The organism is Streptomyces enissocaesilis, from assembly GCF_039533765.1.
GTDB lineage: Bacteria > Actinomycetota > Actinomycetes > Streptomycetales > Streptomycetaceae > Streptomyces > Streptomyces enissocaesilis.
Genome location: NZ_BAAAUD010000018.1, coordinates 21694 through 48267, shown reverse-complemented (window position 1 = coordinate 48267; position 26574 = coordinate 21694). Strand labels below are relative to the sequence as shown.

Below are 26574 nucleotides of genomic sequence, written 5' to 3'. Positions count from 1 at the left end.
CCCACACGTGCCACGTGGTGCACCTCTCATCGGGGCGGAGGGCGCGGTGTGGCGTGCGCCACGCGGCGGGGTCGGTTTTTGATCTTGATCCCTTCATGAGCGGGCGGGAAATTCCGCGTTGAGTTCCGGTGAACCGAATTCGCCGACGCACATTCACTCTTGCGCGCGACCCTCCGAATGAATAGGACACAAGGCCGCTCCACTTTCCTGGGACGGCCGGGATAAACTCCCCGATGAGACGCACCCCACATCACATCGTCATCACAAAGATGCCGGATGGGCCGGGCTTGTCACTCACCCGCTGTAACGTCGATTCAGTGCGTACCGACCGAATCTTTGCCCGGCTGGACCGGGAACCGGAGCCGCCGAAGATAGAGATCCCCGGGATGAGCCGTACCCGTACGGTCCTCTTCGGTTCGACGCTGGCGTTCTACATCGCCATCGTCTGGGCCGTGCTGATCACGTCCTGGCTCGTGGCTCTCGACTGGAAGGTGATGCTGTTCCGGCCGTACGAGCAATGGCCGGAACTCCATCCCTTCCTCGACTACTTCGTGGTGCTCGGCCAGCGCGGGCCCACCGCCGTGATGGTGGCGGCCTGGCTCGGCTGGCGCTCCTGGCGCCAGCACACGCTGCGCCCGCTGCTGGCACTGGGCGCCGCGCTCCTCCTGCTGAACGTCACGGTGGGCGCGGTCAAGCTGGGGCTCGGCCGCCTCGGCCCGCACTACGCGACGGAGATCGGCTCGGCCGAGATGTTCGCGGGCGGCGATATATTTCCTTCCGGCCACACCGCGAACGCCGTGGTGACCTGGGGCATCCTGGCCTACCTGGCCACCACCCCGCGGGCCCGGCGCCATCTGTCGGTGCTCTCCGCCGTCGTCGCGCTGGGCGTCGGCGCGACCACCGTCTACCTGGGCACCCACTGGCTGAGCGATGTGCTCCTCGGCTGGGCCGCGGGGCTGCTGATCCTGCTGAGCCTGCCCTGGTTCGAGCCGTTGATCGGCCGCACCGAGGCCTGGGTCTTCGCGGTGCGCGCGGCCTGGCGCGGACGTCGCAGGCTCGGCGCCGCGCAGCCCGCTCCGGCCGGCGGCCGCCTGGCGCCGGCGCCCTTCGCGGACCGTCACCCCGCCGCCCCGAACGAGAAGCCGGCCCGCGAGCCGGTGGGGGCGGGCAGCGGGGGCGGCGGCCGCGCCACGGGCGCCAGGACCACCGGTCACCTCACGCCGCGGCCGCACACGGCCCGTTCGGAGCGGACCCCGGTCACACCGGTCGGCAGTCGCCGCCCGCCGCACGCCGACCGTGCGGGCGCGGCCCGTCCCGGGTCGTCGCCCCGGCCGGTGGCCGGCGGCTGACCCGCCGCAGGACCCGCGGGGACGGTACGCACAGCCTCCCCCGCACGCGAGGGCCCCGGCCGACTCCCCTGGAGCCGGCCGGGGCCCTCGCCGTGTCCGGGCCCTTCGCGTGTCTGCGGTCAGCCCTGCCAGCAGCGGATGACGGCGCCCTTCTCGACTTCGAAGTTGAGGCGCCCCGCCACGTATTCCATGGTGATGATCGAGCCGGGCGGCAGCGCCCTGACGGTGCTCCAGCCCCGGTCCCGGGCCAGCCGCTCCGCGTCGGCCGCGTCGAGGCCGACGTAGGACTCGGGGGCGTCGTCGGGCTGTGCGGAAGGGGTCGGTACGGATGCCATGAGACTCACCGTAGGCCGCCGGGGGCGGGGAGGGAAGCCCGTGGCCCGAGCCGTGTGTCACCGTCCCAGACGCCTCAGCGGTCACGCTTGTGTCACAGGATCACGACAGGCGTTTGGCATGAACTCCTTCACCCGAAAGGACCGTGCCGCGCGTCGGGATGCGAATTGCGCTCCTCACGAATGATCACCCGATAACAGGTTCAGAATTCATTCCCGGAGCTTCGCGGGCGCTTCCCCGCAATTGCGCCCGCGAGCCCGCCGGGAAAGATCACTGTCCGTAGCGAATTCACGGTTCCCGCACAGAATCCGCACCGCGCGGTGCGGGACGGAGGTGGACACCGCCGAGCCGGTCACGCCGGTGCGTCCGACCCCAGAGCGCGCGCGAGCAGGTCACGCGCCGACCTGATCCGCTCGGTGAGTTCCGGCGGCTCGACCACCTCGAAGTCGAAGCCCATCAGCATGATGTGGATGACCAGCACGTCCAGGCTCGCCGCCCCGGTCCGCAGCAGACAGCTGTGCGCGTCGACGGCTTCCAGCGCGCCGGCGCTGGGCGAGACCACTTGCGCCGCCTCCTCCAGCGGCACCCGCAGCCGGACCACCGCCGTGGCGGCGTACGCCCCGGTGGACACGCCCTTCGAGACGTACGCCGCCAGGTCCCCGGCCGGGGGGTCGCGCGGCGCGAAGCGCGGGCCGTGCGGCGGCGCCGGGGTGATCCGGTCCGCCCGGAACGTACGCCAGTCCGAGCGGTCCAGGTCCCAGGCGACGAGGTACCAGCGGCGCTCGGTGCACACCAGCCGGTGCGGCTCCACCGTCCTGCGCGACGAAGCCCCGCCGTGGTCGCGGTACTCGAAGCGCAGCCGCTCGCTGTCCCGGCAGGCGTTGGCCAGTTCCGTCAGCACCGAGGCGTCGACGGTGGACGCCTGCGGGCCGCGCAGCATGGGGACGGTGAAGGCGTTGAGCGCGCCGACGCGGCGGCGCAGCCGGCCGGGCAGCACCTGTTCGAGCTTGGCCAGGGCCCGTACGGATGTCTCGCCGATGCCCTCGATGCCCTGTCCCGCGGCGGTGCGCAGGCCGACCGCGACGGCCACGGCCTCCTCGTCGTCGAGCAGAAGCGGCGGCAGTTCGGCGCCGGCGCCGAGCTGGTAGCCGCCGCCCGTGCCGGGGCTGGCGTTGACGGGGTAGCCCAGCTCGCGCAGCCGGTCGACGTCGCGGCGCACGGTGCGCGGCGTGACGCCGAGCCGTTCGGCCAGGCCGGGCCCCGTCCATTCCCGGTGGGCCTGGAGCAGCGAGAGCAGGCGCAGCAGACGTGCCGAAGTCTCCAACATGAGGGCGAGTCTGCCCGTGCTTGAGGACAGCAACCGTCCTCAAGCACCGACCGCCCTGCTCCCGCTTCCTCTTGCCTCTTATTGCTTCGCGGTGTCGAGACGCACGCTGAGGTCGTTGTCGGCGGTGTAGTACGGGTAGGCCGTGGTCGGCCGGGCCACCCGGGGACCCTCGACCGGCAGCACCGGGTAGCGGAAGACGGTCTTCTTGTCCCAGACGTCGTCCAGGATGCGCCCGATCCGCATCCCCGGCGAGCCGTCGGCCGGGCACAGCCACAGGTCCCACAGCCGCTGCTCGTCGTCACGCCCCTCGGCCAGCGTCTCGTACGCCAGCGTGAAGGTGAACGCGCCGTCCTCCCGGCCGGTCACCGGAGCCCGGCGCACGTCCTTCTCCACGCCGCGCAGCCTGGCCTCGACGGCCGCGCCCTCGCCGAGCCCGGTCCCGTACAGCCGTCCCTCCACCGTCATCGCGCCGGGCGCGAAGGTGACGGTCCCCGCCTCGGCGTGCGGCGCGCGCAGCCAGCTGCGCACCGCGAGCTTGCCGTCGAGGGTCGGGTACGGGATGCGCACGGCGACCTGGGCGCGCCCGGGGTCGGGGACACGGTCGACGAGCGAGCGCAGATCCCTGCGGCCGGGCTCGATGCGCTGCTCGCCGGCCTCGTCCCCCTGGGTGGTGAAGGCGTCCCAGCGGCCCTCGGCCAGCTCGACCGTGCTGGGCAGCACGGCGCGCAGCCGGCCCTCCCCGGCGGGGGTGAGCGGCAGCCGCAGCACGTCCGCGGCCGTCTTCCCGCCGCGTCGCCGCAGTACGAGCACCGCACCCGGCGACGCGTCGCCCACGATGTCGAAGGTGACGCCGCCCGCGGAGTCCGCGATGCAGTGGGCGCGCGGCGGCTCGGTACGGGTGGAGGTGCTGGTCATGCGGTCTGCCCTTTCCGGAGCGCGGAGGCGGCCTTGTGGCGGAGGGAGTACGCCCTGTCGAGTACCGCCCCCCGGGAGAGGTACAGCGCTTCGTGGACCCGGCTGCGCGAGCGGCCGCGGGCGCCGCGCGAGACCAGTTCGGTGAACAGCGCCTCGTGGCGCCCGGCGATGGATCCCGGGTCGAAGCGGGCCGAGTTCTCGAGCGCGGCCGTCCCCATGGCGCGTCGCAGCTCGTCGTCGTTGATGAGGCCGAGGAGCGCGTCGGCGATCGCGCCGGCGTCACCGACCGGCACCAGCCGTCCGTCGGTCCCGTCGGCGATGATCTCGCGGGGTCCGTGCGGGCAGTCGGTGGAGACGACCGGCAGGCCGGAGCGCATCGCTTCAACGATGGTCATGCCGAAGGACTCGTGGCTGGAAGTGACCGCGGCGATCGAGCCCTTGACCCATTCGGGTTCTATGGGGTTGGCGGATCCCATCAGGAAGACGTGGTTGTAGAGCCCGAGTTCGTTGATGAGGGCGCGCAGCTTGTCCTTCTCGTTGCCGCTCGCGTCCCCGCCGCCGTAGATGCGCAGCCGCCAGTCGGGACGGGCGGCGACGACCTTCGCGAAGGCCCTGATCAGCAGGTCGTACCGCTTGACCTTGGTGAGCCGGCCGGCCGCGACCACCCACTTGGCACTGGCGTCGGCCGGGGCGACGGCGGGCGCGGGCACGCTGTTGGGCACGGCCTCGATACGTACGCCGGGCAGCTTGAGACGGGTGCGGTAGGCGTGGGCGTCGGCTTCGGTGACGGTGGTGACGGCGTCCAGCAGGCCGTAGCGGCGGCTCAGTTCGCGGCGCAGCCGGTGGCTGTGGCCGGCGAGGGTGAGGTGCTCCTGGCCGACCCGCACGGGACCGCGCCTGGCCTGCCGGGTGATGTGCACGTTGAGCCCGGGGCGGGTGCCGACGACGACGTCCGCCTCCAGCGTCTTCAGGTGCGCGGCGAGCCGGGCGTCGGTGAGGCGGCTGTACTGCCTGTGGCGGCCGTCGCTCTCCGGGAAGACCTTGGCGGGGAGTGCGAACCGCTCGTCGTGGCCGTCGTATCCGGGGCTCGTCTTCCGGTGGTCCACCAGGTAGTCCAGCCGTACGCCGACGGGGGCGCCCAGCGCCGGCTCGTCGCGGTGGCGGAAGACGGAGACGATCTCGACATCGTGCTGCTCGGCCAGCGCCTGGGCGAGGTTGAACGTCGTACGGATCGTGCCGCCGATGCCGTACGCGTTGTGGAGTAGGAAAGAGATGTGCATACGCCGACGTGGCTCCCCGTTTTCCCGCGGACTGTGCTGTGGTTTGTTATCAGCATCGTTCAGAAAGCGACTGTAACTGGGCAAAACAGGATTGGTCTGGTCCGCGCCAAATCGTTCCAATACGGTTGCGACATCGATAGCGCGAACGAGGCAACCAAACGGCTGTTCCCTGCGTCAGGGCCGGTAGGGAATCCGGGACGGGGCCGGCCGGCGATCGCCCGGGCACCGACGCGTTCGAGCCGTCCGCCCGGCGCCGTTCCCCGCTCCACGCCGGTTGGTTCGATTCTGTTCGCCTGTTCGCGTGACTCCGGCCACGACTCGCCCGTTGTCTTCCTTGACGAGCCGGGAATCGCCCGGCACCCGCACTGAGCCCGAGGAGTCCCCCGTGCCGCGCATGCTCGACGTCAGCGACGACGTACGCGCCGAGATCGGCGACGAAGAAGCCGACCGGCTGCTCGCCGGCGAGAACGCCCCGGGCAGCTACGACTGCACCTCCTGCCGTACCCAGGGCGACTCCGAACTGGAACGCACCAGCACCGTGCTGTTCGTCGGGGACGAGACCGCCGTGCTCGCGTTCGCCCACGCCACCTGCATCCCCTCGCAGGTCGTCCAGGTGGCCGAGGAGCAGCTCCAGGGCGCCGTACGCAGCATCACGGGCGGCGGCCCCGACCTCCCCGGCGCCCAGCACGCCGGCACGCCCGACCAGGCCGTGCTCGGGATCACCAGCGGCCTCGTACTGATCGGCGGCCAGCTGCATCCGGCCCTGGTGGTCGAGCCGACCGGTCCCGTGTCCCGTCCGGGCTCCGACGGCAGCACCGACGAGTTCCTCCCGCTCGTCATCGAGCAGGGGTTCGAGCCGGTCGCCGACCTGACCGAGGTGCCCGCCGCGCTGCCCGGCTGGTCCGTCCTGCTCGCCATGGGCCAGCTGCACGCCGTACTCCAGCCCGGGACCGGCGGGGGCAACCAGGTCTCCTGGTGGCAGGCCCACCAGCCGCTCCAGGTCACCGACGGATGGCGGACGGCGGCCAACAAGTCGAGCACCGTCCTCGTCTTCGCCGCGCCCGCCGGCGCCATCGGCCAGCAGCCGCGCGAAGACCTGCTGCGCAACGCGCTGGAGAAGGCCGCGGCCGACGGCGTGCTGGCCGCCGCGGCCATGCCGCTGGCCGGCACCTGACGGGCCGTACGGCCGGACGGCGCGCCCCGCACGCCCCCGCCGAGCAGGTGACCCCCTGCTCGGCCCGCATCCGACGGGCGCCGGGGTCGTTGGCACGTACGTGCACTCATACGACCCCCCACGCCCCCAGCCGTACCAGAGCCAGATTCCCGCGATGCGCCCTTCGCGGGAATCTCAGACCAACCACTCGCACACCCCGATCTATGACGCGCTCTACTCGGAGTACCGCAGGTCCTTCCGGGCCCTGCCCGGTGACCGCAGCGGCGAGGAGCACCTGGGCTTCACGGCCTTCACCACCGGGGTGCACCGCAGCCCCGGCCCCACCGGACGCACCGGCCAGGGGGCGCACAGCGGGCACAGCGGCTTCTGGCAGAGCGCCGGCAGCAGTCACCACGGCGGCGGCGACGCCGCCGGCAACCACACCCCCCACAGCAACGGGCGGCAGCACACCGGGAACCGCTTCCCGGCAGCACTGCCGCCCGCTCCCCGTCGGGGGATCTGAACCTCTAGACCCGCCGACGGGCCCTCCGCGTCACTTGTTGCGGCCGCGCTTCTCGCGCACCCGCACCGAGATGTGGATCGGGGTGCCCTCGAAGCCGAACTCCTCGCGCAGTCGGCGCTCGATGAAGCGCCGGTAGCCGGCCTCCAGGAAGCCGGAGGCGAAGAGGACGAACCGCGGCGGCTTGGTCCCCGCCTGCGTCCCGAAGAGGATGCGGGGCTGCTTGCCGCCGCGGACCGGGTGCGGGTGGGAGGCGACGATCTCGCCGAGGAAGGCGTTGAGCCTGCCCGTCGGGATCCGGGTCTCCCAGCCGGCCAGCGCCGTCTCGATCGCCGGGACCAGCTTCTCCATGTGACGGCCGGTCTGCGCCGACACGTTCACCCGGGGCGCCCACGCGACCTGGGCCAGCTCGGTCTCGATCTCGCGCTCGAGGTAGTAGCGGCGCTCCTCGTCGAGGGTGTCCCACTTGTTGTACGCGATGACCAGCGCGCGGCCCGCCTCGACGGCCATCGTGATGATCCGCTGGTCCTGCACGCTGATGGACTCGCTGGCGTCGATCAGTACGACCGCGACCTCGGCCTTCTCGACGGCGGCCGCGGTACGCAGCGAGGCGTAGTAGTCCGCGCCCTCCTGGAGGTGGACGCGGCGGCGGATGCCGGCCGTGTCGATGAACTTCCAGGTGATGCCGCCGAGCTCGATCAGCTCGTCGACCGGGTCACGGGTGGTGCCGGCCATCTCGTTGACGACGACGCGGTCCTCGTTCGCCACCCGGTTCAGGAGCGAGGACTTGCCGACGTTCGGGCGGCCGATGAGCGCGATGCGGCGCGGGCCGCCGACGGCCTGGCCGAACGTCTGGGCCGGGGCCTCGGGCAGGGCTTCCAGTACGGCGTCCAGCATGTCGCCGGTGCCGCGTCCGTGCAGCGAGGAGACCGGGTGCGGCATGCCGAGGCCGAGCGACCACAGCGCGGTGGCGTCCGCCTCGCCGCTCTGGCCGTCGACCTTGTTGGCGCAGAGCACGACGGGCTTGCCGGCCCGGCGCAGCAGCTTGACGACGGCCTCGTCGGTGTCGGTGGCGCCGACCGTGGAGTCGACGACGAAGACGACGGCGTCGGCCGCCTCGATCGCGTACTCGGCCTGGGCGGCGACGGACGCGTCGATGCCCAGGACGTCCTGCTCCCAGCCGCCGGTGTCGACGACCTTGAAGCGGCGGCCCGCCCATTCGGCCTCGTAGGTGACCCGGTCGCGGGTGACGCCGGGCTTGTCCTCGACGACGGCCTCGCGGCGGCCGATGATGCGGTTCACCAGGGTCGACTTGCCGACATTGGGGCGGCCCACGACGGCGAGGACGGGCAGCGGGCCGTGGCCGGCTTCGCCGATCGCCCCTTCGACCTCTTCGGGGTCGAAGCCCTCCAGCGCGGCGAGCTCCATGAACTCCGCGTACTCGGCGTCGCCAAGTGCTCCGTGCTCGTCGCCGGAGTGAATCTGGTCGTTCATGAAGTCCGTTCCTCGTTCATCATCATCGATGGACCACCGGTATTCCGCGCGGTCCACTACTCAAGTCTCACTCAGCGCCCGGTGAAACGCCGGGCACTTTCCAGGTGGGCGGTCAGCCGCTCCTGGATCCGTACGGTGGCCTCGTCCAGCGCCTGGCGCGTGCGCCGTCCGCTGCCGTCGCCGGCCTCGAAGGGATCACCGAAGACGACGTCCACCCGGCCGCGCAGCGGCGGCAGGCCCGGTATCAGCCGTCCGCGGCGGTCCGTGGAGCCGAGCACCGCCACCGGGACGACCGGCGCCCCGCCGCGTACGGCGAAGTACGCGAGTCCGGCGCGCAGCGACGCGAAGTCGCCCTCGCCCCTGGTGCCCTCCGGGAAGATTCCCAGTACCCCGCCGTTCGCGAGGACGCCCAGCGCGTTCGAGATCGCCGTGCGGTCGGCGGTCGCACGGTCCACCTTCAGCTGACCCGTTCCGCGCAGGAACGGGTCGAGGGGGCCGACGAACGCCTCTTTCTTGATCAGGAAGTGCACCGGCCTGGGGGCCGTCCCCATCAGCATGGGGCCGTCGATCATGTGCGAGTGGTTCACCGCCAGGATCACCGGCCCGCTCGCGGGCACCCGCCAGGCGCCGAGGACGCGGGGCTTGAACAGGCCGTACATCAGGCCGATGCCGATGCCCCGTCCGACCGCCGCGCCACGCGGCGTGGGCGCCGTCACTTCGCGGCCCGCTTCCCCTCGACCAGGGTGACGACACACTCGATGACCTGGTCCAGCGTGAGGTCGCTGGTGTCGACCTCGACCGCGTCGTCCGCCTTGGCGAGCGGCGACGTCTTGCGGCTGGAGTCGGCCGCGTCCCGCTTCAGCAGGGCCTCGCGAGTCGCGGACACGTCCGCGCCCTTCAGCTCGCCGCTGCGGCGGGCGGCGCGCGCCTCGGGAGAGGCGGTCAGGAAGATCTTGAGGTCCGCGTCCGGCAGCACGGTCGTACCGATGTCGCGTCCCTCGACGACGATGCCGGACGCGGCGCCCTTCGCGATGGTCCGCTGGAGGTCGGTGATCAGGGTGCGCACCTCGGGCACGGCGCTGACGGCGCTGACCTTGGCGGTGACCTCCTGGGTGCGGATCGGCCCGGAGGCGTCGACGCCGTCCACCGTGATGGTCGGGGCGGACGGGTCGGTGCCGGAGACGATCACGGGCTTGCCGGCGGCGTCCGCGACGGCGACGGGGTCCGTGACGTCGATGCCGTTGCTCAGCATCCACCAGGTGATCGCCCGGTACTGGGCGCCGGTGTCCAGGTAGCTGAGACCGAGCTTGGCGGCGACGGCCTTGGAGGTGCTGGACTTGCCCGTGCCGGAGGGGCCGTCGATGGCGACAATCACTGCTGCCGGGGCGGTCCGGGCGGCGGTTTCCACGGTGTAGGACACCTTCCTGGTACACGGGCTTTGGGCGGGCGGGGGCCCGACGGACCCCACACAAGGTTACCGAGTCCCCGGCCCCACCCTCGACGCCCTTGCGATACCACCGCAAACCGGGCGACGCACCGGTGCGCGGAGGCCGCTACTGGCGGATCGACCAGCCCCGCTCGCGCAGTGAGGCGGCCAGCCCGGGTGCGGCCGCCGGCTCCACCATCAGCTGTACCAGGCCCGCCTGCTGCCCGGTCGCGTGCTCGATGCGCACGTCCTCGACGTTGACGCCCGCACGCCCCGCGTCCGCGAAGATCCGGGCCAGCTCGCCGGGCCGGTCGCTGATGAGGACCGCGACGACCTCGTACACCGCCGGGGCGGCCCCGTGCTTGCCCGGCACGCGCTCGCGGCCCGTGTTGCCGCGCCGCAGGACGTCCTCGATGCCGTCGGCGCCGCCCCTGCGCTTGTCGTCGTCGGCGGACTGGAGGGCCCGCAGCGCCTGGACGGTCTCCTCCAGGTCGGCCGCGACGCCAGTGAGCACGTCCGCGACGGGGCCCGGGTTCGCGGAGAGGATCTCGACCCACATCCGGGGGTCGGAGGCGGCGATGCGGGTGACGTCCCTGATGCCCTGGCCGCACAGCCGCACCGCCGTCTCGTCCGCGTCCGCCAGCCGCGCCGCGACCATCGACGAGACCAGCTGCGGGGTGTGCGAGACGAGCGCGACCGCGCGGTCGTGGGCGTCGGCGTCCATCACCACGGGCACCGCCCGGCACAGCGCGACCAGCTCCAACGCGAGGTTGAGGACCTCGGTGTCGGTGTCGCGGGTGGGGGTGAGGACCCAGGGGCGGCCCTCGAAGAGGTCGGCGGTCGCGGCCAGCGGGCCCGAACGTTCCTTGCCGGACATCGGGTGCGTACCGATGTACGGGGCGAGGTCGCAGCCCAGTGCCTCCAGCTCGCGGCGCGGCCCGCCCTTGACGCTGGCGACGTCGATGTATGCGCGGGCGGTCCCGCGCCGCATGGCGTCGGCCAGCGTCGTGGCCACGTGCGCCGGCGGTACGGCGACGACGGCCAGGTCGACGGGGCCTTCGGGCGCCTCGTCGGTGCCGGCGCCGAGCGCGGCGGCGGTGCGGGCCTGCGCCGGGTCGTGGTCGGTGAGGTGGACGGTGACGCCGCGCCCGGCAAGGGCGAGGGCCGCCGAGGTGCCGATCAGGCCGGTTCCGATGACGAGGGCGGTTCTCACTGGGCGATGTCCTTGCGGAGGGCACCGGCGGCGCCGAGGTAGACGTGGGAGACCGATGACTTGGGCAGGTCCGACTCGACGTGCGCGAGGATCCGCACGACGCGCGGCATGGCTCCCGTGATGTCCAGTTCCTGGGCGCAGATCAGCGGTACGTCGACGATGCCGATCTTGCGTGCCGCGGCGGCCGGGAAGTCGCTGTGGAGGTCCGGGGTGGCCGTGAACCAGATGCTGATGAGGTCGTCGGGGGTGAGCCCGTTGCGCTCCAGGACGGCCGAGAGCAACTCGCCGACCCGCTCGTCCATGTGCCCGGCCTCGTCCCGTTCCAGCTGGACGGCCCCACGCACCGCTCGTACTGCCACGTCGTGCTCCTCGTTCCGTACCTCATGTGCCCTGCTTGGTTCAGCGTAGTTGGGCGGGGCCGGCGGGGCCCGGCGCGTTCCGCGGGTGAGACGCGCGGGCCCGGCCCCGCCCGGATTGGGCTGTCGGACGTACAGCGGCAGCGTGACGCGGCGTTCGCGCCCCGGATGCTTCTTCTGCGGGGCGATGAGCGCGAAGATGCTGCCCTTCGCGCCGAACCGCCGGTGCGACGACAGGAGGAGCACGTGATGGGCAAGGGTACGAGCCGCCGGGCGGTCCTCGCGGCCGGAGCCGCGGCCGCGGGCACCGCGCTGGTGGCCGGTTGCGGCGACAACGGCGGGGGCGGGACCGGGGACGGCGTGAACGGCGGCGCCGAGGAGACCGAACCGGCCCCCTCGGGTTCGTCCACCCCCTCCGGGGGCGCGTCGCCCACCGGGGAGGTTCCCGACGGCGGTGCGGCGCTCGCCAGGACCTCGGAGATCCCGGTGGGCGGCGGCAAGGTCTTCGAGGGCGAGAAGGTGGTGGTGACCCAGCCGGAGGCGGGCACCTTCATGGCCTTCTCCGCGGTGTGCACGCACCAGGGCTGCACCGTCAGCGGCGTCGAGGACGGCGCCATCGTCTGCGCCTGCCACGGCAGCACGTTCCGGGTCGCGGACGCCTCGGTCGCGGGCGGCCCGGCCCGCAAGCCGCTCCCGCCGCGGCAGATCACCGTGGAAAACGGTTCGATCCGGCTCGCCTGACGCGGCACAATCCGGAGCATGAACCCGCCCGCCGCCCCGCCGGCGCCCGAAGACCTCGTACGCCGCCACACGGTCTACTCCTGTGTGACGGGCTCGCGCGCCTTCGGCCTGGCGACGGACGGCAGCGACACGGACCGGCGCGGCGTCTTCGTCGCGCCGACGCCGCTGTACTGGGGTTTCCAGAAGCCTCCGACGCATGTCGAGGGCCCGATGGACGAGCAGTTCTCCTGGGAGCTGGAACGTTTCTGCGAGCTGGCCCTGCGCGCCGACCCCAACATCCTGGAGTGCCTGCACTCCCCGCTGGTCGAGCGCGTCGACGCCACCGGCCACGAGCTGATCACCCTGCGGGACGCGTTCCTCTCCCGCCGGGCCCACCAGACGTTCGTCCGGTACGCGACCGGCCGGCGCAGGAAGCTGGAGGCGGACGTACGGCGGCACGGCGCCCCGCGCTGGAAGCACGCCATGCACCTGCTGCGGCTGCTCGGCAGCTGCCGCGATCTGCTGCGCACGGGCGAGCTGGTGATCGACGTCGGCGAGGAGCGCGAGCGGCTGCTGGCGGTCAGGCGGGGCGAGGTGGCGTGGCCGGAGGTCGAGCGCCGGATGGAGCGCCTCGTGGCGGAGGCGGACGCGGCCGGGGCGAAGAGCCCGCTCCCGCCGGAGCCGGACCGCCCCCGCGTGGAGGACTTCCTGTTCCGCGTACGCCGCGCTTCGGCCCGCTGAAAGAGCGGCCGGCGCGTCTCCCCGGGCCGGGGTGCACTCCGTCGCGCCGTGGGTGAGCCCGGTCCGGACGACGAAGCCGTTCAGCCGCTGGTACGCCGTCGACCCGGCCGGAAGCCGTGACGCCGCCCTCGCCGCGCCCGGCGTGGAGGGCGTCGACGTCCGCACGCGGCGGTCGCGGTCCGGTCCCGGGGCCGCCCCGTGCCCGGCTTCCGCCGTGGCCGCGACCCGTTCCCCCGGGTGCGCCGGGGCGTCCACCTGTGCCGGCGGCCCGGGCGGACGGGCCCGCACCTCGCCGCTGCGCATCAGGTGGACGCCGGTCAGCAGCACCCGGCAGGAGCAGAGCGGCTGCTTCGGCTCACCGGACCTCCCGCAGCGCCGACGAGGGCCGGCGCGGGCAGCAGGTGCGCGCCGCGCAGGCCCACGTCCGAGTCCCGGGACGGGAACCCGTACAGGCGCGCCCCGGAAACGGACGCGAGCAGCAGCGGATCGGCCTCGTCCGCGAGGACGGGCGCGAGGACGGCGTCCGGCAGCCCGGCCTCGCGCGGACGCTTCCCGTACGCACCCGTGGATCACGCGTCCCAGAGCGCTCCCAGGGCCAGCAGTTCCCCCCTGTACTCGATGCGCTCCGCCCACCGCGCGGGCCACGCCCCCGCCCCCAGGTGCGCTCCGGCGAAGGCTCCCGCGAGGCAGGCGATCGAGTCGGAGTCGCCCCGCGTGCACGCCGCCCGCCGCAGCGCGGTGACCGGCTCCCCGGGGAAGAGCAGGAAGCACAGCAGCGCGGTCGCCAGCGCTTCCTCCGCGATCCATCCGTCCCCCGTCGCCAGGCACGGATCGGTCTCCGGCGACGGCGTGCGCAGCGCAGCGGCCAGCCGCTCCAGTACGGCCAGGCACTCGTCCCAGCCCCGCGCGACGAACGCCTCCGGCGAGGCGTCGTGGGCGTACGTCCACAGGTCTCCGAGCCAGCGCTCGTGGTAGCGGGTGCGGTTCTCGTACGCGTACGAACGGAGCTGCCCCACCAGCCCCGTCGGCTCCGTGCCCTGCGCCAGCAGGTACACCGCCCGGGCCGTCAGGTCGCTCGCCGCCAGCGCCGTGGGATGCCCGTGCGTGAGCGCGGACTGCAACTGCGCCGCTCCGGCGCGCTGTTCCCCGCTCAGTCCCGGTACGAGACCGACGGGGGCGACCCGCATATTGGCCCCGCACCCCTTGGAGCCGACCTGGCTGGCCCGCTGCCAGGGCAGGTCGCTGTCCAGCAGGCGGCAGGCGACGAGACAGGTGCGTCCGGGCGCCCGGTTGTTCTCGGGCGAGTGGTACCAGCCGACGAACTCCTCGCGCACCGGCCGCGCCAGCCCCGGCGGCCCGAGCACCCCGCGGTCCGTCGCGGTCCGTATCCCCCGCCCGAGCGCGAGCGTCATCTGGGTGTCGTCCGTGACGATCGCGGGCGCCGGCAGCTCCATCTCCCGCCACGGCCCGCAGGTGGCGAGGATCGAGGGCACGTCGTCGAACTCGGTGGGGAAGCCCAGCGCGTCCCCCAGCGCGAGTCCCACGAGGGCGCCGGTGGCTGCCTGCTTCGTCTTCATACGGACCGTCCTTCGAGGCGTCGTTCGGGCATGGTTCGGATCGTCGTCCGGGGTCTCGTCAGAAGCGTCGCTGCGGGCGCAGGAGGGGCGGGTGCAGGGTGGCGGCGGTCCCGGCCCGGTAGAGCGCGGCCGGTTTCCCCCGTCCTCCGGTACGCCGCGGCGCGCCCTCCACCGGTTCCACGAAGCCGGGTGTGGCCAGCACCTTGCGCCGGAAGTTGGGACGGTCGAGCTCCACGCCCCAGACCGTCTCGTACACCTGCTGGAGCTCCCCCAGCGTGAACGCGCGGGGGCAGAATGCCGTGGCCAGGCAGGTGTACTCGAACTTGGCGCCGATGCGGTCCCGCGCGTCGGCGATGATCCGCGCGTGGTCGAAGGCGAGCGCCGGGGCCCCGTCTGCGGGCATCCACTGCGCGTGCGCCGCGTCACCACCGCCGCGCGGCTCCGGCAGACCGGGCACGAGCGCGGTGTACGCGACGGAGACGACGCGCATCCGCGGATCGCGGTCGGGTTCGCTGTACGTACGGAGCTGTTCCAGGTGGAGCGCGGCGGCGGACTCCCGCGACAGGCCGGTCTCCTCGGCCAGCTCGCGCCGGGCGGCGGACTCGGCGGACTCCCGGGGCAGTACGAAGCCGCCGGGCAGCGCCCACGCCCCGGCGTACGGGTCCTGTCCGCGCCGGATCAGCAGGACGTGCAACCGCCCCTCCCGCACCGTGAAGACGGCGAGATCGACGGTGACGGCGAACGGCTCGAAGGCGTGCGGGTCGTACGTCGTCGCGTCGTTCATCTCGTTCCTCACTTCTCCGGCGGCGGTTCACCGAATTCTTTATAGTCAGTATGACTATAAAGAAGTTCCGGTCCGCACCACAAGGCCGCCCCGCAGAGCCGTACCAGAGGAGTCCGCACCGCGAACAGCGAAAAGCCCCCGGCCGGTTCCTGTACGTACAGGAACCGGCCGGGGGCCTCGGCGGAAGGAGCGCCGGTTACAGGCCGACTTCCTTCATCAGCATGCCGACCTCGGTGTTGGTGAGGCGGCGCAGCCAGCCGGACTTCTGGTCGCCCAGCGGGATCGGCCCGAAGGAGGTCCGCACGAGCCGCTCGACCGGGAAGCCGGCCTCGGCCAGCATGCGGCGCACGATGTGCTTGCGGCCCTCGTGGAGAGTCACCTCGACCAGGTAGTTCTTGCCGGTGTTCTCGACGACGCGGAAGTGGTCGGCGCGGGCGTACCCGTCCTCCAGCGCGATGCCGTCCTTGAGGCGCTTGCCCAGGTCGCGCGGGAGCGGGCCCTGGATCGCGGCGAGGTAGGTCTTCTTCACGCCGTACTTCGGGTGGGTGAGACGGTGGGCCAGCTCACCGTGGTTGGTGAGCAGGATGATGCCCTCGGTCTCGGTGTCCAGCCGGCCCACGTGGAAGAGACGCGTCTCACGGTTGTTGACGTAGTCGTTGAGGTTCTGACGGCCGTCCGGGTCGCCCATGGTGGCGACGACGCCGGCCGGCTTGTTGAGCGCGAAGAAGAGGTGCGACTGGGTGGCGACCGTCAGGCCGTCGACCTTGACCTCGTCCTTGTGGACGTCGACACGCCTGCCCTGCTCGGTGACGATCTCGCCGTTGACCTCGACCCGGGCCTGCTCGATGAGCTCCTCGCAGGCACGCCGCGAGCCCATGCCGGCGCGGGCGAGGACCTTCTGCAGGCGCTCGCCCTCCTGCTCGGCGCCCGGGAACGTCTTGGGGGTCTTCACCTGGGGCTTGCTGTGCCGCTCGCGTACGCGCTCCTCGAGCTTGGCGTCGAGCTCGCGCGGGCGGGATTCGCGCTGGCCGTGCGGGCCGCGGCGCGGCGCCGCGCCCCTGTTGCTCTGCGGGGCCTTGGGGCCGCCCTTGGCGCCACCGCGCGCGGACGCGCCACGGCCGCTGCCGGTGGTGCTGCCACCACGGCCGTCGCCCGCGCCACTGCCGCCGCGCCCGCCACCCGCGCCACTGCCGCCGCGCCCGCCACCCGCGCCACTGCCGCCGCGTCCGGCGCCGCCGCCACTGCCGCCACGGGCACCGGGGGCGTCATGGCCGACGTCGTAACGGCGCTCCTCCGGACGGGGACGGTCCGGACGGTCCTGGCGATCCGGGCGGTCGCTGCGCTTCTGCCTGTCGTCGCGTCCCTTGCCCGCGCCCCGCTGATTCCGGTCGTTGCCGCTTCCGCTGTTCCTGCCGCTGCTGCTTCGCATCAAAATTCCGTCTTGTCGTCTGCGTTTGTGTCCGAGGCGTACGGGGCGTCCGCTTCGAACGACGGCACACCCTCTAGCGTCTCAGCCTCGATCGCGTCCGCCTCCGGGAGGAATGGCGCGAGCTCCGGGAGCTCGTCCAGGCCACGCAGGCCCATCCGCTCCAGAAAGTAGTTCGTCGTCCTGTACAGGATCGCACCTGTTTCGGGTTCCGTGCCCGCCTCCCCGACCAGACCGCGCTGGAGGAGGGTGCGCATCACGCCGTCGCAGTTCACGCCGCGCACGGCCGAGACCCGTGACCGGCTCACGGGCTGCCGGTACGCGACGACCGCGAGGGTCTCCAGGGCGGCCTGGGTGAGACGGGCCTGCCGGCCGTCCAGCAGGAAGCTCTCGACCGCCGCCGCGTACTGGGGCCGCGTGTAGAAGCGCCATCCCCCGGCGACCGCTCTGAGCTCGAATCCGCGCCCCTGTACGGCGTACTCGTCGGCCAGCTCCCGCAGGGCGTCCGCGACGGCTTTGCGGGGCCGCTCCAGGATCTTGGCGAGGTGCTCCTCGGCGGCGGGTTCGTCGACGACCATGAGGACCGCCTCCAGGGCGGGCTTGAGGCCGAGGTCCGCGACCGCGGGGGTCTCGCTCACTGTGTCTCCTCCACCACTTGATCGAACTCGTCCGTGACGACGGGCTGCGCCGCCGCTGTGCCGGTCCACCGCACCATGAGCTCTCCCAGGGCCTCCTCCTGGTCCATGGCGACGGCCTTCTCCCGGTAGAGCTCCAGCAGCGCAAGGAACCGCGCGACAACGGTGAGCGTGTCCGGGGCGTCCTCCGTGAGCGTCCGGAAATCCGCCTCCCCCACCTCCCGCAGCCGCGCGACGACCACCTCGGCCTGCTCCTGGACGGACACGAGGGGCGCGTGGATGTGGTCGACGTACACCTGCGGCTCGGCCCTGGGCCGCATCGCCTTCACGGCGAGCCCGGCGAAGCCGTCCGGGCCGATGCTGATGACGACCTCGGGCAGCAGCGCCGCGTGGTGCGGTTCGAGACCGACCGTACGCGGGTACCGCCGGGACTCCGCGTCCAGCCGCTCGCTGAGGATGTCGGCGATCCGCTTGTACGCGCGGTACTGCAGCAGCCGCGCGAACAGCACGTCCCGCGACTCCAGCAGCGCGAGGTCCCCCTCGTCCTCCACCTCGGCGGCGGGCAGCAGCCGCACGGCCTTGAGGTCGAGCAGGGTGGCGGCCACGACGAGGAACTCGGTGGTCTGGTCGAGGTCGCCGTCGGGCCCCATGGCGCGGATGTGCGCCATGAACTCGTCGGTGACCTTCGAGAGGGCGACTTCGGTGATGTCGAGCTTGTGCTTCGAGATGAGCTGGAGCAGCAGGTCGAAGGGCCCCTCGAAATTCACCAGCCGGACGGTGAACCGCCCGTCCGCCACGACCGGCCCGTCCGCCGGCCCGTCGGGCGGGGGCGCGCTCCCCGGGCCGCCCGCCCCGGCCTCCGGCGCCTGCGGAGCGTCTTCCGGGGCGGCCGGGCGCGCCGCCCCCGGCCCGCGCCCCAGGCTGCGGCGTGAGGCCCTGGCGGGCTGGGCGGGGACGTCGGTGGGCGGCATCGCGGGTCCAGGTGCGGAAAAAGAAACAGGGGCAGCGCAGGCTACCTCCGGTCCGGTCAGCGACCGCGCAGGCGCCGTACGAGAATGCTCGCGTCGCCACGCGACTCCAGGTCCGCGAGGACGACGGCGACCGCCTCCCGCACGATCCGGCCGCGGTCGACGGCGAGCCCGTGCTCACCGCGCAGCACCAGCCGTGCGTGCTCCAGGTCCATCAGTTCCTCGGCCGAGACGTAGACCGTGATCTTCTCGTCGTGCCGTTCGCGGCCGCTGGGACGGCGGTTCGCCCCCCGACCGCCCCTGCGCCGCGGCTGGGCGCCCGCGGCAGGGGCCGCAGAACGCTGCTGGGGGGGCGGCTGCGCGGACGGCTGGCCCTCCGGCGCGCGGCGGGCCCTGGCGGCGGCAGCGGCCGCCTGGTCGCCCTCCGCGGCCCGGCTGCGATGCCCGCCGGCCTCCGCGTCGGCGGCGGTGTGCTCGGCCGCGTCACCGGAGCCGGCGGAGTTCCTGGGCGGCGCGCCCTCGGACTGCTCGGCCGCCGTCGCGGGGTCGCTCTCCGCCGCAGGACCGGGCACGCGCGGCTCGCCGCCCGCGGGCGGGCGGCGCGGGGAGGACGACTGCAGCGCCATCCCCCCGGTCGTGCGGAACAGTTCGTCGGCCCCCGGCAGACTCACTCGGCGTGACACCGGGCGAGCACCTCCCTGGCGAGCTGGCGGTAAGCGGCCGCACCGACCGAGTTGGAGGCGTACGTCGTGATCGGCTCACCGGCGACCGTGGTCTCCGGGAAGCGGACCGTACGCCCGATCACCGTGTGGTAGACGTGCTCGTCGAATGCCTCGACGACCCGCGCCAGCACCTCACGGCTGTGCACCGTGCGGGAGTCGTACATCGTGGCGAGGATGCCGTCGAGCTCCAGGTCGGGGTTGAGCCGCTCCTGGACCTTCTCGATCGTCTCGGTCAGCAGGGCCACACCGCGCAGCGCGAAGAACTCGCACTCCAGGGGCACTATCACCTTGTGAGCCGCCGTCAGGGCGTTCACGGTGAGCAGACCGAGCGAGGGCTGACAGTCGATCACGATGTAGTCGTAGTCGGCCATCAGCGGCTTGAGCGCCCGCTGAAGTGTCGACTCACGGGCCACCTCGCTGACCAGCTGGACCTCGGCCGCCGACAAGTCGATATTGCTCGGCAGCAGGTCCATGTTGGGCACCGCGGTCTTCAGGAGGACCTCGTCGGCCGACATGCCCCGCTCCATGAGCAGGTTGTAGACCGTGAGGTCGAGCTCCATCGGGTTCACGCCGAGGCCGACCGACAGGGCTCCCTGCGGGTCGAAGTCGACGAGCAGGACCCGTCGCCCGTACTCCGCGAGGGCCGCACCCAGATTGATGGTGGACGTCGTCTTGCCGACGCCGCCCTTCTGGTTGCACATGGCGATGATCTTCGCGGGGCCGTGGTCGGTCAGCGGGCCCGGGATCGGGAAGTACGGCAGCGGCCGTCCGGTCGGGCCGATCCGCTCGCGGCGCTGGCGGGCAGCGTCGGGGGCGAGGGTGGCCGCGTACTCGGGGTCGGGCTCGTACTCTGCGTCGGGATCGTAGAAGTGCCCCTCGGGCACCTCGTCGAAGTCGGCGAAGCGGGTGGTGGACTTGTCCCCACCCTGGTCGCCGGCCATGGCGTTCACGTGTAGGCCGTCCATGCTCTGGTGGGCTGTCGTCATGTGCTGATGGGTGGCGAAGGTGCGGACAGCGACGGAGCCGACAGCCTGGAGCCCCGACGGGTCCTGGCTCCGCGCAGGCATCCCTGGTTGACCACCCCCGGGAGTAAATGTCGACTCATTCACAAGTCGTCTTACCTCCTTGGACGTGACCAGGAAACTTATCGATAGGTCAGCGTGGCACCATGCCGACGGTTGGCGACTCTATGGCGTGTCACCGGTCCGCAGCAACACAATCCGCCGGACCCGGCCCGATGTGTCGGCAATGGAACACCCCTGTGTCAAGGGTGCGCGGGCGGCAAACCGGGGCACGGGCCGCACGTTTCGCAGGGTCGCGAAACGGCTAAAGTGTTACGTTCGCGGCGAGTTGAACAGGCCCCCGAAAGCAGCCGGACACGCATCCGGCCGGACCTTGTCGACAAGGTCCGGCCGGATGCGTGAGGTTGACGACTTTTGTTGACGCGTCAGGCGAGCAGCGTGGCCAGCTCGACGTGCGGCAGCTCGTGGGCCTCGGCGACCTCGCGGTAAACGACCTGGCCGTCGTGGGTGTTGAGCCCCTTGGCGAGGGCCGCGTCACGGCGCAGCGCCTCGGCCCAGCCGCGGTTCGCGAGCTCCACGATGTACGGCAGCGTGGCGTTCGTCAGCGCGTACGTCGAGGTGTTCGGGACGGCGCCCGGCATGTTGGCGACGCAGTAGAAGACCGAGTTGTGGACGTTGAAGGTCGGCTCGGCGTGCGTCGTCGCGTGCGAGTCCTCGAAGCAGCCGCCCTGGTCGATCGCAATGTCGACAAGAACACTTCCGGGCTTCATCTTGGCGACGAGCTCGTTGGTGACGAGCTTCGGGGCCTTCGCGCCGGGAATGAGCACGGCACCGATGACGAGGTCGGCCTCGACGACGGCCTTCTCCAGCTCGTAGGAGTTGGAGACGATCGTCTTCACCTTGGTGCCGAAGACCTTGTCGGCCTCGCGCAGCTTGTTGATGTCACGGTCGAGCAGGGTCACGTGGAAGCCCATGCCGACGGCGATCTGCGTGGCGTTCCAGCCGGAGACACCACCGCCGATGACGACGGCCTCGCCGGCCGCCGTACCCGGGACGCCGCCCGGCAGCACGCCGCGGCCGCCGACCGAGCGCATCAGGTGGTACGCGCCGACCTGCGGGGCCAGCCGGCCCGCGACCTCGGACATCGGGGCGAGCAGCGGCAGGGCGCGGTTCGCGGTCTCCACCGTCTCGTACGCGATCGCCGTGGTTCCGGACTCCAGCAGGGCGTCCGTGCACTCGCGGGAGGCGGCGAGGTGCAGGTAGGTGAAGAGCGTCTGGTCCTTGCGGAGGCGGTGGTACTCCTCGGCGATGGGCTCCTTGACCTTCAGCAGCAGGTCGGCGGTGGCCCAGACCTCGTCCGCGGTGGCCAGGATCTGCGCACCGGCGGCGACGTACTCGCCGTCCGTGATCGAGGATCCGGCGCCGGCGTTCTGCTCGACGAAGACCTGGTGGCCGTGGCGCACCAGCTCGTGCACGCCTGCGGGGGTGATGGCCACCCGGAACTCGTTGTTCTTGACCTCGCGGGGGATGCCGACCTTCACGTCGATCACGGTCCTTGGCTCAGTGGGGATAAAGGGGGCAATGCCATACATACCCAGGTACGCACGGCACACCCGGGGAACACCGCACCATGACGCGGCAGAGCCAGTCTAATGAAGGATTTCCAGCTGTCTAGCCTTACAAAGCATCAATCTCTCAGCGAAGCACTGCGGATTTCGTAGGTAGAACCCTCTTCTTCGAGCAGCCTTTCCGCAGCGGTCCGGTGCAGTCGCGCGGCCGCCGGGTCCCCCAACCGGTCGAGCGTGTCCGCGAGCCGCAGCTCCAGTGCCGCGTGCAGCCGTACGTCGTCGGCCCGGCGCGCCCACTCCACGGCCTCGCGGCACGTGCGCAACGACTCCTCGGGCCGGCCCGCGTACTCCTGCACCCGCGCGACTTCGCTCAACGCCCGTGCGTGACCCGGCAGATCACCGACCCTGCGGTGTCCTGCCGCCGAAGCCCGCCAGTTGCGCAGCGCCTCGCCGTAACGGCCCGCATAGGTGTGTACGGTCCCGAGCCGCCCGTACAGCCGCGCCGCGTCGGCGCGCTCGCCGCGCGCCAGCCGCTGTTCGAGCGCCCGGCCGTACCAGTCGGAAGCACGTGACCAGTCGCCCAATTCCTGATATGTCCCACCTACGGATTCCATCGCGCGGCCCGTCGCGTACGGGTCGCCGGCCGCCCGGCCCGCGTCCAGCGCCGCCCGGTAGCGCGTCAGCGCCTCCTGCGTGCGCCCGGTCCGCGCGTCCAGGTCGGCGAGGTTCAGCAGCGCGGCGGCCTGTTCGCGGTGCAGACCGCACCGCTCGGCCACGTCGAGTACGAGCCGGTGCAGCCCGTACAGCTCGGGAGCCGCGGCTTCGGGACCCCGGTGCGCCAGCAGCGCCCGTACCAGCGCGGCGACCAGCCTGCGCGCCAGGGTGTCGAGTTCGCCGTCCTCCACCGCGACCCGGGCGGAGGCGAGCAGCGCGGGCTGGCGGACCCGCAGCCACTCGGCGGCGGCCGCAACGCCGGGGAAGCGCAGCGCGCGCGGCAGCCCCGACAGCTTCTTGCGGGCCGGGGAGCCGTCGGGCTCGGTGACCGCCCGGCAGGACTGGAGCCGGCGTACGGTCCGCTCCAGCATCCTGGCCCGGGCCAGCTGCACCTCGGCGGGCCGGTCCAGGTCCTCCATCAGCGCCTTCATCATGGGCGCGAGGCAGCCGGGCACCTCGTACTGCGGGCCGGTCTCCCCCTGCCGGCCCGTCCGCCTCCGCAGCAGGCCGAGCGCGACGAAGTCGTCCAGGGCCGTCTGGGCCCCGGAGACCGAGCAGCCGGCCAGCGCGGAGGCGGTGTGCGCGTCCACGAGACCGGCGGGCGCCAGGGCGAGCAGGCGCAGCATCCGCGCCGTGGGCTGCGGCAGCGACTCGTACACGAACCGGAAGGCGCGGGCGAGCGGCCTGGCCCCGGTGGGCTGCGCGGGGTCGACCGGGATGTCGTGCAGCCGCTTGGTCACGTCGGAGACCGACGCCTTGGGGCTGGCCGCGAGCCAGCCGCCGATCAGCGCCAGCGCGGCGGGCTGTCCCCCGCACTCCTCGGCGAGCGTGTGGGCCGCCGTGGGGTCGACGGTGATCCTGACCGCCCCCGTGGAACGCGCCAGGAACTCGACGGCGGAGCCGGTGTCCAGGCCGCCGATCGTGCAGGGCCGGACGCCGGGGATGCCGGTGAGCGGGCCCCGGGCCGTGGCGACGACCAGGCAGTCCGGGTTGTCGGGCAGCAGCGGATCGACCTGCTCGGCGTCGGCGGCGTCGTCGAGGACCAGCAGGACGCGCCGTGCGGTGAGCGCCTCGCGCACCAGCTCGGACAGCTCGTCGTCCCCCGCCCCGGGCGGGGCGGCGACCTGGAGGTCGTCGAGCAGCGCACGGGCCGTGCGCTCGGTGGGCACGCGCTCGCCGCCCGGATCGGTCAGCCGGGCGCGCAGCACGCCGTCGGGATAGTCGCCGGCGAGGCCCGCGGTGAGTTCCCCGGCGAGGGCGGTGCGCCCGGAGCCCGGGCGTCCCGCGATCAGCAGCACGCGCGCCCTCGGCGCCTTGCGGCCGGCGAGGGTGTCGAGTCCGGCCCGCTCGATGTCGGCCCGCAGCTCCTTGAGCTCGCGCGCTCTGCCGAAGAACTCGCCCGTCGTCCGCCCTGCCGCGGAACCCGCCGCCGTGCCGCTGGTGTCCACCGCCTGATCCGTCACGGGCCACGCTCCCGTCCGCCTGCGCACAAGCCCGTCCGCGTCTGCGGCCGGGAACTTCGAGCGTAGTTCACTCTCTGCTACGGACCGTGCGGAGCGCGGCGGGGGCGTCCCCCGATCGGATCAGCAGATTTTCGTTCCCCGCCCCCGATCGGGGGCGGGACGGGGAGGGGCGGGACGGGAAAGGGACTCCACGGGCCGGCCTAGGCGTCGAAGGGGCGCGCCGGCCACGGCGTACCGGCCGGGCGGAGCGCGTCGATCCCGTCACCGGCGAGCGCGGCCGTCAGCGCGAGGACGCCCGTCACCAGGCAGGTGTTGTGCAGCTCCCCGGCGAGCACGCCCCGCACGAGCTCCGGGAGCGGGACCCGGGCGTGCTCCATGTCCGCCTCCTCCTCCTCGACCAGGAAGCGTTCGCCCTCGGCCGCGGAGAGACCGCGGGCGAAGAAGATCCGTACGGCCTCGTCGCATCCTCCCGGCGTGGGGTAGATGTCGGCCAGCACCCGCCAGTCCTCGGCCTTGACGTGTGCCTCTTCGTAGAGCTCGCGCTGGGCGGCGCTCAGGGGATTCTCACCGGGTACGTCGAGCAGACCCGCCGGGATCTCCCAGAGCCGGTGGCGCACGGGGTGCCGGTACTGGCGGATGAGCAGGACGCGGTCCTCGTCGTCGAGGGCCAGGACCGCCACGGAACCGGGGTGGACCTGGTAGTCGCGGCGCACCACGCTGCCGTCGGGCATGACCACGTCGTCGGTACGGACACTCGTCTTGTTGCCCGTGAAGGGAACCGCGGTCGCGGTGACCTGCCACTCCTCGGGGGTGTCCTTGATGGCCATGAAAGCGTCCTCCCAGAGCAGAAAGCAGAAAACCGGGGTACCGGCCCGAAAGGCCCGTACCCCGGCAACCGTATCTCTTGCGGCTACTTGCCGGTCTTGCCGGTCTTGCGCTCCACGGCCGCCTTGACCAGGCCCGCGAAGAGCGGGTGCGGGCGGGTCGGGCGGGAGCGGAGCTCCGGGTGCGCCTGGGTGGCGACCAGGTAGGGGTGGACCTCGCGCGGGTACTCGACGTACTCGACGAGCTTGTTGTCCGGGGACGTGCCGGAGAAGACGATGCCCGTCTTCTTCTCCAGCTCCGCGCGGTAGGCGTTGTTCACCTCGTAGCGGTGGCGGTGGCGCTCGTCGACGTACGGCTGGTCGCCGTAGACCTCACGGACGATCGAGCCCTCGGCGAGCTTCGCCGGGTAGAGGCCCAGGCGCATGGTGCCGCCCAGGTCGCCCGCGCCCTCGACGTACGCGAGCTGCTCCTCCATGGTGGAGATCACCGGGTGGGCGGTCGCCGCGTCGAACTCGGTGGAGTTGGCGTCCGCGATGCCCGCGAGGTTGCGCGCGGCCTCGACGACGATGCACTGGAGGCCCAGGCAGAGGCCGAGCAGCGGGATCTTGTTCTCGCGGGCGTACTGGATGGCGCCGACCTTGCCGTTGACGCCGCGCTCGCCGAAACCGCCCGGGATGACGATCGCGTCGACGTCCCCGAGCTGCTTCTCGGCGGCCGCCTGCGTCTTGCAGTCGTCGGAGGTGACCCACTTGACCTTGACACGGGCCTTGTTGGCGAAGCCGCCGGCGCGCATGGCCTCGGTCACCGACAGGTAGGCGTCGGGCAGGTCGATGTACTTGCCGACCAGCGCGACCGTGACCTCGTGGTCGGGGTTGTGGACGCGGTCCAGCAGGTCCTCCCACTGGGTCCAGTTCACATCGCGGAACGGCAGGTCCAGCTTGCGGACGACGTACGCGTCCAGGCCCTCGGTGTGCAGCACCTTGGGGATGTCGTAGATGGACTTGGCGTCGATCGCGGCTACCACGGCGGCCTCGTCGACGTCGCACATCAGCGAGATCTTGCGCTTGATGGACAGCGGCACCTCGCGGTCGGCGCGCAGCACGATGGCGTCCGGCTGGATACCGATGTTGCGCAGCGCCGCGACCGAGTGCTGCGTCGGCTTGGTCTTCAGCTCACCGGACGGGCCGATGTAGGGCAGCAGCGAGATGTGCACGACGAAGACGTTGTCGCGGCCGACCTCGTGGCGGACCTGGCGGACCGTCTCCAGGAACGGCAGCGACTCGATGTCGCCGACCGTGCCGCCGACCTCGGTGATGACGACGTCGACGTCGTCGGTCGCCATGCGCCGGATGCGGTGCTTGATCTCGTTGGTGATGTGCGGGATGACCTGCACGGTGTCGCCGAGGTACTCGCCGCGCCGCTCCTTGGCGATGACCTGCGAGTAGACCTGGCCGGTGGTGACGTTGGCCGAGCCGTCGAGGTCGACGTCGAGGAACCGCTCGTAGTGGCCGATGTCCAGGTCGGTCTCGGCGCCGTCGTTGGTGACGAACACCTCACCGTGCTGGAAGGGGTTCATCGTGCCGGGGTCGACGTTGAGGTAGGGGTCGAGCTTCTGCATCGTGACCCGAAGGCCCCGCGCCTTGAGCAGCGCACCCAGGCTGGAGGCCGTCAGGCCCTTACCGAGGGAGGAGGCGACACCCCCGGTGACGAAGATGTGCTTGGTCGTCATGGATTTGGGCGGCATCGCCAAGAGGGGGCTCCCGTGGTCGCGAGGTGAGGTGCGTACCGGCTTCCGCCCGGGGTGCGGGCGGTGCCGTCGCTGCGGTTTCGGGGCCCCTGAGTCTCACAGACTGGCCACCGGTCCACGGGGTACCAGGGTATCAGCGACGGGAGGAGGGCGCTTCCGGCCACACGCCGGAGCACCTACGACCGACGACTCACCCGTAGCTCACCCGTTCGGCCGACTCGTGTTGCCGGTACCGTCGCGCAGAGCACTTGGGCGCGACGTATCCTGCTCTGATACATCGCTGCGAGCCGGCCGGC

25 protein-coding genes and 1 pseudogene are annotated in these 26574 nt (G+C 72.3%); 5 read left to right on the top strand and 21 right to left on the bottom strand.

The genetic code is table 11. The features are described 5' to 3' along the window. The first annotated feature begins 317 nt into the window (after positions 1 to 317). Entirely contained in the window at positions 318 to 1349 is a 1032-nt protein-coding gene (locus tag ABD374_RS08675) for a phosphatase PAP2 family protein (protein ID WP_344493134.1), read from the top strand. A gap of 119 nt (positions 1350 to 1468) precedes the next feature. Here ABD374_RS08675 and ABD374_RS08670 read toward each other — a convergent pair whose 3' ends face one another. The 4 genes from ABD374_RS08670 to ABD374_RS08655 all read right to left on the bottom strand — a co-directional run bounded on the left by ABD374_RS08670 (position 1469) and on the right by ABD374_RS08655 (position 5204). After that, a complete protein-coding gene (locus ABD374_RS08670) occupies positions 1469 to 1684 on the bottom strand; it encodes an I78 family peptidase inhibitor (protein ID WP_344493132.1) in 216 nt (71 codons plus the stop codon). Between the two features lie 350 nt (positions 1685 to 2034). Beyond that, positions 2035 to 3009, bottom strand: a complete 975-nt coding sequence (locus tag ABD374_RS08665) for a helix-turn-helix transcriptional regulator (protein WP_344493130.1) — start codon at positions 3007 to 3009, stop codon at positions 2035 to 2037. Positions 3010 to 3087: 78 nt separating this feature from the next. Continuing rightward, on the bottom strand, positions 3088 to 3924 hold the full coding sequence (locus ABD374_RS08660) for a hypothetical protein (protein WP_344493128.1): 837 nt from the start codon (positions 3922 to 3924) through the stop codon (positions 3088 to 3090). After that, positions 3921 to 5204, bottom strand: coding sequence for a glycosyltransferase family 4 protein (locus tag ABD374_RS08655; RefSeq protein ID WP_344493126.1), 1284 nt, complete (start codon positions 5202 to 5204; stop codon positions 3921 to 3923). Before ABD374_RS08655 ends, ABD374_RS08660 begins: the two co-directional genes overlap by 4 nt. 385 nt (positions 5205 to 5589) lie before the next feature. Between ABD374_RS08655 and ABD374_RS08650 the strand changes: the two genes are divergently transcribed. Next, positions 5590 to 6378, top strand: coding sequence for a hypothetical protein (locus ABD374_RS08650; RefSeq protein ID WP_344493124.1), 789 nt, complete (start codon positions 5590 to 5592; stop codon positions 6376 to 6378). A gap of 154 nt (positions 6379 to 6532) precedes the next feature. Further along, positions 6533 to 6880: a hypothetical protein gene (locus ABD374_RS08645; RefSeq protein WP_425577166.1), complete on the top strand. Its 348-nt coding sequence runs from the start codon at positions 6533 to 6535 to the stop codon at positions 6878 to 6880. Positions 6881 to 6910: 30 nt separating this feature from the next. Here ABD374_RS08645 and der read toward each other — a convergent pair whose 3' ends face one another. The 5 genes from der to aroH form a co-directional block, all read right to left on the bottom strand. After that, entirely contained in the window at positions 6911 to 8371 is a 1461-nt protein-coding gene (der, locus tag ABD374_RS08640) for a ribosome biogenesis GTPase Der (protein WP_344493120.1), read from the bottom strand. Between the two features lie 71 nt (positions 8372 to 8442). Further along, a complete protein-coding gene (locus tag ABD374_RS08635) occupies positions 8443 to 9030 on the bottom strand; it encodes a lysophospholipid acyltransferase family protein (protein WP_344493429.1) in 588 nt (195 codons plus the stop codon). A 53-nt stretch (positions 9031 to 9083) separates the two neighbouring features. Next, positions 9084 to 9791 (bottom strand): (d)CMP kinase, encoded by a 708-nt coding sequence (cmk, locus tag ABD374_RS08630; protein WP_344493118.1) that lies wholly within the window; start codon positions 9789 to 9791, stop codon positions 9084 to 9086. Positions 9792 to 9924: 133 nt separating this feature from the next. Next, entirely contained in the window at positions 9925 to 11010 is a 1086-nt protein-coding gene (locus tag ABD374_RS08625; RefSeq protein WP_344493116.1) for a prephenate dehydrogenase, read from the bottom strand. Continuing rightward, positions 11007 to 11369, bottom strand: a complete 363-nt coding sequence (gene aroH / locus ABD374_RS08620; protein WP_344493427.1) for a chorismate mutase — start codon at positions 11367 to 11369, stop codon at positions 11007 to 11009. The genes ABD374_RS08625 and aroH overlap by 4 nt, the downstream gene beginning before the upstream one ends. Positions 11370 to 11615: 246 nt before the next feature. Here aroH and ABD374_RS08615 point away from each other — a divergent pair, with 246 nt between their 5' ends. Further along, a complete protein-coding gene (locus ABD374_RS08615) occupies positions 11616 to 12107 on the top strand; it encodes a Rieske (2Fe-2S) protein (RefSeq protein ID WP_344493114.1) in 492 nt (163 codons plus the stop codon). A gap of 18 nt (positions 12108 to 12125) precedes the next feature. After that, positions 12126 to 12827, top strand: a complete 702-nt coding sequence (locus ABD374_RS08610; protein WP_344493113.1) for a nucleotidyltransferase domain-containing protein — start codon at positions 12126 to 12128, stop codon at positions 12825 to 12827. Between the two features lie 54 nt (positions 12828 to 12881). Here ABD374_RS08610 and ABD374_RS08605 read toward each other — a convergent pair. The 12 genes and pseudogenes from ABD374_RS08605 to pyrG all read right to left on the bottom strand — a co-directional run. Then, positions 12882 to 13357 (bottom strand): annotated as a pseudogene (locus tag ABD374_RS08605) (DNA polymerase beta superfamily protein); the annotation flags it as partial. Between the two features lie 39 nt (positions 13358 to 13396). Then, positions 13397 to 14404 (bottom strand): ADP-ribosylglycohydrolase family protein, encoded by a 1008-nt coding sequence (locus tag ABD374_RS08600; RefSeq protein ID WP_344493111.1) that lies wholly within the window; start codon positions 14402 to 14404, stop codon positions 13397 to 13399. Between the two features lie 58 nt (positions 14405 to 14462). Further along, entirely contained in the window at positions 14463 to 15188 is a 726-nt protein-coding gene (locus tag ABD374_RS08595; protein WP_344493109.1) for an NUDIX hydrolase, read from the bottom strand. Positions 15189 to 15384: 196 nt separating this feature from the next. After that, positions 15385 to 16617 carry a pseudouridine synthase gene (locus tag ABD374_RS08590; protein ID WP_344493107.1) on the bottom strand — a complete coding sequence of 411 codons (1233 nt, stop codon included), beginning with the start codon at positions 16615 to 16617 and terminating at the stop codon, positions 15385 to 15387. After that, on the bottom strand, positions 16617 to 17252 hold the full coding sequence (gene scpB, locus ABD374_RS08585) for an SMC-Scp complex subunit ScpB (RefSeq protein WP_344493105.1): 636 nt from the start codon (positions 17250 to 17252) through the stop codon (positions 16617 to 16619). Before scpB ends, ABD374_RS08590 begins: the two co-directional genes overlap by 1 nt. Continuing rightward, positions 17249 to 18220, bottom strand: a complete 972-nt coding sequence (locus tag ABD374_RS08580) for a segregation and condensation protein A (RefSeq protein ID WP_344493104.1) — start codon at positions 18218 to 18220, stop codon at positions 17249 to 17251. The genes scpB and ABD374_RS08580 overlap by 4 nt, the downstream gene beginning before the upstream one ends. 56 nt (positions 18221 to 18276) lie before the next feature. Further along, positions 18277 to 18888, bottom strand: a complete 612-nt coding sequence (locus ABD374_RS08575; RefSeq protein ID WP_344493425.1) for a hypothetical protein — start codon at positions 18886 to 18888, stop codon at positions 18277 to 18279. After that, a complete protein-coding gene (locus ABD374_RS08570; RefSeq protein WP_344493103.1) occupies positions 18885 to 20006 on the bottom strand; it encodes a ParA family protein in 1122 nt (373 codons plus the stop codon). Before ABD374_RS08570 ends, ABD374_RS08575 begins: the two co-directional genes overlap by 4 nt. 380 nt (positions 20007 to 20386) lie before the next feature. Continuing rightward, on the bottom strand, positions 20387 to 21502 hold the full coding sequence (gene ald, locus ABD374_RS08565) for an alanine dehydrogenase (protein WP_344493423.1): 1116 nt from the start codon (positions 21500 to 21502) through the stop codon (positions 20387 to 20389). Between the two features lie 146 nt (positions 21503 to 21648). Next, a complete protein-coding gene (locus ABD374_RS08560; RefSeq protein ID WP_344493101.1) occupies positions 21649 to 23706 on the bottom strand; it encodes a tetratricopeptide repeat protein in 2058 nt (685 codons plus the stop codon). Between the two features lie 200 nt (positions 23707 to 23906). Further along, on the bottom strand, positions 23907 to 24533 hold the full coding sequence (locus ABD374_RS08555; RefSeq protein WP_344493099.1) for an NUDIX domain-containing protein: 627 nt from the start codon (positions 24531 to 24533) through the stop codon (positions 23907 to 23909). Positions 24534 to 24616: 83 nt separating this feature from the next. Then, positions 24617 to 26275, bottom strand: coding sequence for a CTP synthase (pyrG, locus tag ABD374_RS08550; RefSeq protein ID WP_425577165.1), 1659 nt, complete (start codon positions 26273 to 26275; stop codon positions 24617 to 24619). Between the last annotated feature and the right edge of the window lie 299 nt (positions 26276 to 26574).

Excerpts from the sequence above, each read along its gene's own strand:
- ABD374_RS08580 (WP_344493104.1), bottom strand. The coding sequence starts at position 18,220 with ATGCCGCCCACCGACGTCCCCGCCCAGCCCGCCAGGGCCTCACGCCGC.
- ABD374_RS08660 (WP_344493128.1), bottom strand. The coding sequence starts at position 3,924 with ATGACCAGCACCTCCACCCGTACCGAGCCGCCGCGCGCCCACTGCATC.
- ABD374_RS08670 (WP_344493132.1), bottom strand. The coding sequence starts at position 1,684 with ATGGCATCCGTACCGACCCCTTCCGCACAGCCCGACGACGCCCCCGAG.
- der (WP_344493120.1), bottom strand. The coding sequence starts at position 8,371 with ATGAACGACCAGATTCACTCCGGCGACGAGCACGGAGCACTTGGCGAC.
- ABD374_RS08655 (WP_344493126.1), bottom strand. The coding sequence starts at position 5,204 with ATGCACATCTCTTTCCTACTCCACAACGCGTACGGCATCGGCGGCACG.
- ABD374_RS08610 (WP_344493113.1), top strand. The coding sequence starts at position 12,126 with ATGAACCCGCCCGCCGCCCCGCCGGCGCCCGAAGACCTCGTACGCCGC.
- ABD374_RS08570 (WP_344493103.1), bottom strand. The coding sequence starts at position 20,006 with ATGCCTGCGCGGAGCCAGGACCCGTCGGGGCTCCAGGCTGTCGGCTCC.
- ABD374_RS08615 (WP_344493114.1), top strand. The coding sequence starts at position 11,616 with ATGGGCAAGGGTACGAGCCGCCGGGCGGTCCTCGCGGCCGGAGCCGCG.
- ABD374_RS08645 (WP_425577166.1), top strand. The coding sequence starts at position 6,533 with ATGCGCCCTTCGCGGGAATCTCAGACCAACCACTCGCACACCCCGATC.
- ABD374_RS08635 (WP_344493429.1), bottom strand. The coding sequence starts at position 9,030 with ATGTACGGCCTGTTCAAGCCCCGCGTCCTCGGCGCCTGGCGGGTGCCC.
- ABD374_RS08665 (WP_344493130.1), bottom strand. The coding sequence starts at position 3,009 with ATGTTGGAGACTTCGGCACGTCTGCTGCGCCTGCTCTCGCTGCTCCAG.
- ABD374_RS08600 (WP_344493111.1), bottom strand. The coding sequence starts at position 14,404 with ATGAAGACGAAGCAGGCAGCCACCGGCGCCCTCGTGGGACTCGCGCTG.
- ABD374_RS08595 (WP_344493109.1), bottom strand. The coding sequence starts at position 15,188 with ATGAACGACGCGACGACGTACGACCCGCACGCCTTCGAGCCGTTCGCC.
- ABD374_RS08590 (WP_344493107.1), bottom strand. The coding sequence starts at position 16,617 with ATGCGAAGCAGCAGCGGCAGGAACAGCGGAAGCGGCAACGACCGGAAT.
- ABD374_RS08555 (WP_344493099.1), bottom strand. The coding sequence starts at position 24,533 with ATGGCCATCAAGGACACCCCCGAGGAGTGGCAGGTCACCGCGACCGCG.
- pyrG (WP_425577165.1), bottom strand. The coding sequence starts at position 26,275 with ATGCCGCCCAAATCCATGACGACCAAGCACATCTTCGTCACCGGGGGT.